The 6,533-nt window shown below is 66.6% G+C and carries 10 protein-coding genes; 3 read left to right on the top strand and 7 right to left on the bottom strand.

Features of this window, described 5'->3' with window-relative positions:
• From FAB82_RS04755 to FAB82_RS04730, 7 genes are all read right to left on the bottom strand, one after another.
• Positions 1–152 (bottom strand): DUF805 domain-containing protein (locus FAB82_RS04755; protein WP_136533400.1); only part of this gene is annotated, 152 nt, incomplete at its 3' end.
• A gap of 175 nt (positions 153–327) precedes the next feature.
• A complete protein-coding gene (locus tag FAB82_RS26890; protein WP_168801417.1) occupies positions 328–483 on the bottom strand; it encodes a hypothetical protein in 156 nt (51 codons plus the stop codon).
• Positions 484–771: 288 nt separating this feature from the next.
• Positions 772–2,580, bottom strand: a complete 1,809-nt coding sequence (locus FAB82_RS04750) for a PDZ domain-containing protein (protein ID WP_136533399.1) — start codon at positions 2,578–2,580, stop codon at positions 772–774.
• A 436-nt stretch (positions 2,581–3,016) separates the two neighbouring features.
• On the bottom strand, positions 3,017–3,352 hold the full coding sequence (locus FAB82_RS04745; RefSeq protein WP_136533398.1) for a hypothetical protein: 336 nt from the start codon (positions 3,350–3,352) through the stop codon (positions 3,017–3,019).
• Positions 3,353–3,489: 137 nt separating this feature from the next.
• Positions 3,490–4,194 (bottom strand): hypothetical protein, encoded by a 705-nt coding sequence (locus FAB82_RS04740; protein ID WP_136533397.1) that lies wholly within the window; start codon positions 4,192–4,194, stop codon positions 3,490–3,492.
• Positions 4,181–4,777 carry a hypothetical protein gene (locus FAB82_RS04735; RefSeq protein ID WP_136533396.1) on the bottom strand — a complete coding sequence of 199 codons (597 nt, stop codon included), beginning with the start codon at positions 4,775–4,777 and terminating at the stop codon, positions 4,181–4,183. Before FAB82_RS04735 ends, FAB82_RS04740 begins: the two co-directional genes overlap by 14 nt.
• 1 nt (position 4,778) lies before the next feature.
• Positions 4,779–5,105, bottom strand: coding sequence for a type VII secretion target (locus tag FAB82_RS04730; protein ID WP_168801416.1), 327 nt, complete (start codon positions 5,103–5,105; stop codon positions 4,779–4,781).
• A gap of 401 nt (positions 5,106–5,506) precedes the next feature.
• On the opposite strand from FAB82_RS04730, the gene FAB82_RS04725 reads away from it, so the two are divergent.
• Genes FAB82_RS04725 through FAB82_RS04715 form a run of 3 tightly spaced genes read left to right on the top strand, consistent with a single transcriptional unit; the run spans position 5,507 to position 6,532 of the window.
• Positions 5,507–5,848, top strand: a complete 342-nt coding sequence (locus FAB82_RS04725) for a hypothetical protein (protein ID WP_136533394.1) — start codon at positions 5,507–5,509, stop codon at positions 5,846–5,848.
• On the top strand, positions 5,841–6,167 hold the full coding sequence (locus FAB82_RS04720) for a hypothetical protein (RefSeq protein WP_136533393.1): 327 nt from the start codon (positions 5,841–5,843) through the stop codon (positions 6,165–6,167). The genes FAB82_RS04725 and FAB82_RS04720 overlap by 8 nt, the downstream gene beginning before the upstream one ends.
• A 14-nt stretch (positions 6,168–6,181) precedes the next feature.
• Positions 6,182–6,532 (top strand): hypothetical protein, encoded by a 351-nt coding sequence (locus FAB82_RS04715; RefSeq protein WP_136533392.1) that lies wholly within the window; start codon positions 6,182–6,184, stop codon positions 6,530–6,532.
• Position 6,533: the final 1 nt, after the last annotated feature.

Here is a 6,533-nt window from a genome sequence, read left to right as displayed (position 1 = left end):
AACTCGGCGATGATGGCGGCGCAGATGGCGCCGACGATCCCCAGCAGGATGACGGCGAGGTTGTTGAAGAGCAAGAACATCCAGTACTCGGTGCGGCGGGCGCGCCCCTTGAACCCCGCATAGTTCTTGAGGGCGGCTATATACCAGTTCAATTCAATTCCTTACAAATATCGATTGCATGTCGGTCAACGGTTGCCGTCAAATCCGTCAGGGTCGTCGCGTCGCCCTAGACGTACCGGTGGAGGCGGAATCGACAGCGGAGGGTTGGACCCCACGGGTACATCGGGCATTCCCGGATCGGCTACCTCTCCACGGGCGTCGAAGCCTTCACCGGGACCGGGCCTTGGAACCGGCGCCGAGGGTCGCATCGATGATTTCCTCGGACCGTTCGGCCAGATGCCGTTTGGCCTCGACGATGGTCGCAATGACCGTCTGCGAGACCACTTCGGCGGGAACGCGTTTGGTTTGAGCCTGCCTTCTCACTGCTCCATGTGTTCCTGGGCTTCTTCCGGATTGAGGATCCGGTCCAACAGAGCTCCCTTCTCCGCCGATGGCCGGGCGGTGGGCGCCGCCCGCGAAGCTGTCGTTTCGTTGCGGCTAAGGTACGGCGACCGACTTGTCATTCTCTTGCCATCGGCGCGGGGCAGGAGGAGCCGAGATGCGGATCCCGGGGCCGAAGGCAGCGAACGACCGCCTCGCCTGGCGCACGCGCTGCATCAGTTCGTCAGGTTCGATGCCGAGCTCGGTCTTGAGCCGGTCACGACGGGCGGGTCAGGTGCCGTCGAGGGTGACCTGTGTGCTCTGGCTTTCGCCCTCCGCGCCCCGGTTGAACCAGACCTCGACCGTCTGACCGGGCTCATACAGTGCGATGAGGTCAACGAGATCGCTCGCGGACCCGACCGCGCTGTCGTTGATGGCGACGATGAGGTCGTCTTCCAGCAGGCCCGCCTGCTCCGCCGGCGAACCGGCTTTGACGGAGACCACTACGGCGCCGCTGGTTTCCACGGCGTTCGGAGTGTCGGCAACCTCGACTCCCAGGACAGCGCCGTGGTCGATCGCGGCAGGGTAGAGGGTCAATGCGAGCGGGGAATCCCACTCCTCCCCGACATGGAGGCCGTATCCGGTCCCGACTTCGGTGAACGCCGCTGGAAGCGCTTCGGTCAGGTACTCGCCGGTGTACGCGTCGATGGCGGCGAATGAACTGTCGTAGGTGTCCCCGACGTATAGGACGCCTTTCGAGAAGGCGCTCAGGAGATCAGGGTGATTCCAGTCGACCGGGACGTGCCTGCTGCTCCAGACCGATTCACCGGTGCCGGCGTCGAACACCTCGAGATAAGACCGCTCCTCGTCGGCGCAGCCGACCAGGCCGAAGCCGTCGTGCAGGCAGGAGACCGTCCCCTCCGATTCGGTCTCGAACGCGATCAGCTCTTCGCCGCTCGCCGCGTCGATGACCCGATTCGACTGCGTGACCGATTCGAACGCGCCCCCCGCCTCCTGGAGCGCGGACTCGTATTCGTAGGCGTACTCGTAGGCCGCCAAGAGGCCGTCGCCGAGGTGGACTATGTCTGATGTGGGACCGAGCTCGAGCTCCCACACCGCGTCGCCCGATTCAAGCTCGATACCGACGATCGACCGGGTCTGGGACAGGTCGAGTCGCCAGCCCGCGAGGACGCCGTCGTTTTCGACCACAGGCGCGACATCCAGGTCGAGCGCGGTCCGTTCGCCATCGGCCGTGTCGAGCACCCACGCCTCCAGGCCGGTGAAGTCGTCGTTCCATCCGGTGATGATCACGTGGTCGTCGCTCACCGAACGGATATCCATGCTGCCCGAACCGTCGAGCCTGCTGTCGGATCCGGTGGGAGACGACATCACGAAGCTCGAATCCCAGATGGTGGCTCCGTCTTCGGCGTCGAGCATCGTGACGTTCATCGACTCCGTCGCATCGCCGGTCTGCGGGTCCTCGCTCTCGGTAACGCGCGCGTAGATGAGCACGACCTTCCCGTCGACCTTGGCGAACCGGGCCCGCTGATTCCCGTATTCCCTCAAGTCGGAAGCGATGTCGTCGACGAACACGGTACCGGTGATCTCACCGGAGTCGATCGACCAGGAGGTGATCGAGTCGGCTCTCGCCCCAACGGGGTCGGTGGCGTCGAGGGTGTACAGGAGATCATCGTCGATGAAGTGCGCCTCGACCTCGGCCCTCACGATCTCGCTGCCGAACGAGAGCGGCGGCGTGTAGTCCTCGGCTGCGGATTGCTCCTGGGCGGACTCGTCCGGATCGCCGATGGTGCCCTGCTGGGCCGAGGTACAGGCTGCGGCGAGCGCCAGGGCCGAGATTGCTAGGACTAGTGAGTTCCAACCATGAGCGAGGTTGAACTTCATCCCTCGACGGTAGGTCCGTGCTGCAAGGCAAGCAGTCTCGAAGCCCGTGCCGGCGGTCGCAGGCTCCTCGGCGTCGGCGGACGCGTCGGAGTCGTCTGAGCCGCGGGCGAACAGCGCCAGGTTGGCGGCCGCGCCCACGGCCGCGGCAGAGCGGGCCCGGCGGCGTCGGGAGAGGTCGGGTTCGGTTTCGTGTTGCATCTCAGCTCTTCTACTTCCGTAGGCGGCGATCGAGAGGCCGCGCCGTCGTGATCGGGCCTGACCAACCTATGCGGCCCGACTTGCCAACGACTTGTCACCGGGTACGGTCCGCGGCGAGAGCCGCAGCGGTTCGGTCTCATTGGGCAGGAACCGGTTAGGGGGCCCGGATACGCCAGAGAACTCCCGGTCGCAGCCGGGTTTCCCACGGCCGCACCGTCCTCGCCGCCGTCGCCGAACGGGCGACAATGCTTTGGCGCGTCAACGGCAAGTCCGTGCCCATCGATGCCCGCGAGGTGGTCTTGGCGGTGCGATGCTAGAGCAGGCTGCGGCACTGAGGTAGAGGACGCCGTCCGGATCTACCCGTCCGGTGCGTTGAGACTCGTGCGCCTTTGAGGAAGCGGGGCGCCCGGCACGGTCGGGCGCCCCGCCGAGGGGTTCAGGGGAGGAGGACCAGTGTGGCCCCGCCGATGCCGACCGCGGCGTACACGTAGGGGTAGAAGCGCATCGGAATGAAGAAGAGGGTGTCCCGGCGTCGGACGACGACCTGCTGGCCGGTCTGCTGGTCGACGAGGGTCCGGGGCGGATTGCGGCTCTCCAGCCAGCGGTCGAACCACCAGATCAGGACGGCCGCGGCCGCACCGCCGAGGAGGAGGCCGGGGCCGCCGGCGGCCTGGCCTTTGAGGGGCGTGACCGTTTCGGTCAGCCCGGAGAACACTGCGAACAGGATCGCCGGGGGGAGGACGAGGATGCCTTTGCCCTGCCATACGAGCATGAGTGTTTTGACCTTTCAGGATTGTCTGTAGGGGACTGTTATGAATGGGCGGTGAGGGAATGAGTCGGACCGGATTCTTGTGTCCTTGCCCGGGCTGGCCTGCACCGACGCTTGCCATAGTGGACGTGACGGGCCGTCTACTCGTCCTCGTCTCGTTTCTGCGGGCTCTGCGGCGGGCGCGACACCGGCTGCGGCCGCGGCGGGTCCGGAGCCGCGTCGGCGATCGCCGGATCGGCCAGTTCCCCTGGGGAGCTGCCTGAGCTCGGGGGCTGCTCCCCGTGGTAGCTGTACGCCGAATCGTGGCCGCTTGCCTGCCACACGTCCGTGAGCGTGTCGTTGCTCCCGATCCCGTTGGCGGGGGTGCCGGCGAGCAACCCGAGCGAGATGGCGGCCTCCCCGAGCTTGCGTTTCCATGTGGGCATGGGCTGGTAGTCGCCGTTGTTGAACGAACTCGGCTCGCGTATGGCGGGGGCGGCCCAATCGTCGATGCGCGCTCCGATGCTGTCGGGAAGATCTGCGATGTCGCGGTCCTTGTACCGAACGAATTCCGGGTCGTCCCGGACTGCGTCGAGCCGCGCCTTGATCTGCTCGGCCCTGGCCGGGTCGAGATCGTCGGCCATCGCGGACATCGCGCCGTGAAGTTCGCCGGGAGTGCGAATGTCGAAGTCGTTCCTGAGTCGCTCGATCCGGCGGCTGATCCCGTCGAGCATCGCCTGTGCGCCGTCGAGGAACTCGTGCGCGGCCTGTGGATCGGCCCGCAGCTGATCGATGAGCGACTCCTCGCCGCTGAGATCCTTGCCGAACGTCACGGCGTCTCCGCCCTTGAGGCTATCGCCAGGCATCCAGCCCCCCTGCCGTCGTCACCGAGGGCTGCGCCGCACCGGCCGCCGTTCCCACCGTCTTGCCCGCGAACGCCGCCGCGTGCAGTCCACCCGCACCGGCCACATCCGCCGCATTGAGGACCGCCAGCTGCGCGACCAGCAGTCCGGTGAAGGCGACCGCGCCCGCCTGATACGCCGCGTACACCGCCGGCGCGCCGTACCCGGCGGAGGAAACCTGCTGCCACTGCCGCGACCCGAGCATCACCATCGGCATATCCATGACCTTGTAACCTGCGGATTCAGCCGCCTGCTTGGTCTGCTTGAGCACCTCTACCGTCGCCTTCATCGCCGCGCTCGACGCCTGGAGCGTCGCCGAGCCCGCGGTCATGGTCGTCTGCGCGGCCGTGTTGAGCCCCTTGACGCTCGGCAGCCAGCTGGCCGCGGCCGCGTAGTCCCCGCCCTCCCAGTCGGCTGCGAGTGCTTCAATGCAGTCGGCGTAGTCCGATACGAAATGGTCGAGATCGCCTGCGGCGCCGCTGATCGCCGACCCCACTTCGCCGAACTTGCCCGGATCGGCGTCGATCGCCTGCTTGAACGTCGGCATCTCAGGTGTGCGCCTTCCCGATCTCGCTCTCGTACTTGCCGATCTCGCTTCTGCTCTCGTCGTCGGAGTCCTCCCACGCCTGCGCGGACTCGGCGATCGGCTCGGCCATCGCCTTGACGTGGTTCCCGAGGGTTGTCGCGGTGCCCGTCGTGCGCTCGGCGAACTTCTCGCAGGCGTCGGCCGTGAGGAACCCGTCGTTGGCGCTCTTGGCATCCGAACTCGTCCGCTCGACGCGATCGGGGATGCCGTCGGCGGAGGGCGCCAACTGCCGCAGCCGCTGCGAGGCGGCGCGGAGCTTCTCGGCATCGACTTGGATGGGCGGGAACATGATCAAACCACCGTTCATGAGAAGGGACATCGGGGAAGCGACTGCCACGCCGCGCTGAGCAGTTCGGCCCCGGACTGGTCGTGGAGCCGTTCTCCTGCCATACGAGCAGAGGCGAACCCTATGCGAACGCACTTGCCGATCGCTTGTCTTCGGATTGCGGCCACCGGCCGGCCCCCTCGCCAGCAGGGGCCGTTCGATCGAGTGGCACGCCGTGACCGACGAGCGGCGCGCCGCCGCAATCGCACGGCAAGTGAATGGCAAGCCCGCCCACCTAGGCTTCGCAGTCGATCGCGGTGCAAGGCGGTTGGGGGGATACGCAAGCCCTGCACGTCTCCCGTTCGAACCGGCGACCTTTCCGGCCAGCACCCGTGCCTGACTACTCCGATAAGGATTGACCGGCTTTGTACGTCATCATGCCGAGCACCGACCAGGTGCTGAGCGAGACCGCGTGGCATCTGCGCGATCTCGCGACCGACCCCGACCACCCCGATGCCGATTGGCTGTCATTGAGCCTCGATCGCACGCTGATCAGCGCCGAGTCGACCTCCTACTCGATCTCGGCCACCATGTCGCTGTCGCTGACGCTGGCGAACCTTCGGCTCCCCACCGACCTCGCCCGCAGCGTGTCGTTCTGCGAGCAGGTCTCCAATGAGGCCGGTGTGGTCCTGACCGAGCTGCACCGGTTCTGCGTGGAGGTCCGCGCCAAAGTGCTCGACGCGGCCGAAGGCGTCGACGGTGCCTGACGAATCCCGACCGACCCCCGGCATGAACGAACTCCTCGCGGCACTCGCCGAAATCAGGGCACCCCGACCCGTCGACGTCGTGTCGGACACCTTCGCCGAGCACGGCCTGGTGCGCGTCATCGTGCGCTCCGACGCCACCGTCACGGTGGAGATCGACCCCTATGCGGCCATGGAGGTCGGGGCCGAGGACGTGGAGCGGCACCTGTTCCAGCTCGTAGCCGCCGCCGAATTCCCCCCTCCTCCCGAACCCGAGCCGGAGAGACCGGCTCCTGAGAGCAACGCCGACTTCATCGCCCGAATGCGCAAAAGAAAGAAGTAACGACCTTGGTGGACATGGAACCCGCACAACTGCTCGAGGGTGCCCAGCAACTCTTCGACATCGAGGACGCCATCCACGGCCCCTCGTTCAACACGCTCGCCACCGAAATGGAGACCGCCAACGGCGACATCACCGGTCAGGGCCTGTCGCTCGGTTCGGCGCTCGGCCAGGCGACCCAGGCCTGGCTGGACAACCGCATCGATTCCACGAACGCGCTCATCACCAACCTCGCCGAGTTCCTGGTCGTCCACTCGCAGGACATGACCTCGGTCGACGAGTTCACCGGGACCGACTTCGACGAGCACGCCTCGCTGGTCGACCGGTCCCGATGGACCGCCGACGGTCTCTCGCCGGAAGGCTGGTGAG

The organism is Glycomyces buryatensis (assembly GCF_004912275.1).
In the GTDB taxonomy this organism is placed as follows: Bacteria; Actinomycetota; Actinomycetes; order Mycobacteriales; family Micromonosporaceae; genus Glycomyces; species Glycomyces buryatensis.
This window is presented reverse-complemented; position numbering and strand designations above follow the sequence as displayed.

What these genes read in the sequence shown, in the direction of transcription:
- FAB82_RS04750 (WP_136533399.1), bottom strand. Translation starts at nt 2,580, where the DNA reads ATGCAACACGAAACCGAACCCGACCTCTCCCGACGCCGCCGGGCCCGC.
- FAB82_RS04745 (WP_136533398.1), bottom strand. Translation starts at nt 3,352, where the DNA reads ATGCTCGTATGGCAGGGCAAAGGCATCCTCGTCCTCCCCCCGGCGATC.
- FAB82_RS04740 (WP_136533397.1), bottom strand. Translation starts at nt 4,194, where the DNA reads ATGCCTGGCGATAGCCTCAAGGGCGGAGACGCCGTGACGTTCGGCAAG.
- FAB82_RS04735 (WP_136533396.1), bottom strand. Translation starts at nt 4,777, where the DNA reads ATGCCGACGTTCAAGCAGGCGATCGACGCCGATCCGGGCAAGTTCGGC.
- FAB82_RS04730 (WP_168801416.1), bottom strand. Translation starts at nt 5,105, where the DNA reads ATGTTCCCGCCCATCCAAGTCGATGCCGAGAAGCTCCGCGCCGCCTCG.
- FAB82_RS04715 (WP_136533392.1), top strand. Translation starts at nt 6,182, where the DNA reads ATGGAACCCGCACAACTGCTCGAGGGTGCCCAGCAACTCTTCGACATC.